This window comes from Pseudoramibacter alactolyticus ATCC 23263, assembly GCF_000185505.1.
In the GTDB taxonomy this organism is placed as follows: Bacteria; Bacillota; Clostridia; order Eubacteriales; family Eubacteriaceae; genus Pseudoramibacter; species Pseudoramibacter alactolyticus.
Genome location: NZ_GL622387.1, coordinates 1 through 560 on the forward strand (window position 1 = coordinate 1; position 560 = coordinate 560).

Below are 560 nucleotides of genomic sequence, written 5' to 3' on the forward strand. Positions count from 1 at the left end.
ATAACCTGCGGATGCCAGCACGCTAATGAGACGCATTGCGCCGCAAATTCGGTTGTAAACTCAGCAAGTTGATTTTTGCGAGCACCTAAAGCCTGCGGAATCAACACCTGATGCACCCGCACTCGATCACGATACGAGTTGAGAAGAGTCGGAATCTGTACCCCGGGCTTTGCATGCTCACAATCGGGATCGGTAAGAAGCGTGAAAACCTCGACGCGCAAAGTATCGTCTGCCGCCAGCATAGCCGCAATCGAACGCGCAATATAAACGTTCATGCCCCCGGCATCGCCGCGACCGGGCTGCGCAAAAGGATCGGTATGCAGAGAATAGACATGCACAACAGGCTGGGGCAAGCGGGACTGCGAGCTCTCTGGAATCTTCACCATCCTAGTCTAACGCGCGGTTTTATAAGACAGCGCGTTCTGCAAGCCGAGTGAGTCTAAGGGTGAACGTGTAAGCTTCGACGGTATCGAAGAGGCGCATTCGCACAGTAAGAACATGAACTGTTGATGAACGCTCCCTAACTCGGGAGAAGAAGAGCGAAAATACATGAAAAGACG

Annotated in this window: 1 protein-coding gene; it reads right to left on the reverse strand. The window is 52.7% G+C overall.

Features of this window, described 5'->3' with window-relative positions:
• On the reverse strand, nucleotides 1-275 hold a 275-nt coding region (locus HMPREF0721_RS11290; protein ID WP_207635267.1), incomplete at its 3' end, for a hypothetical protein.
• Nucleotides 276-560: the final 285 nt, after the last annotated feature.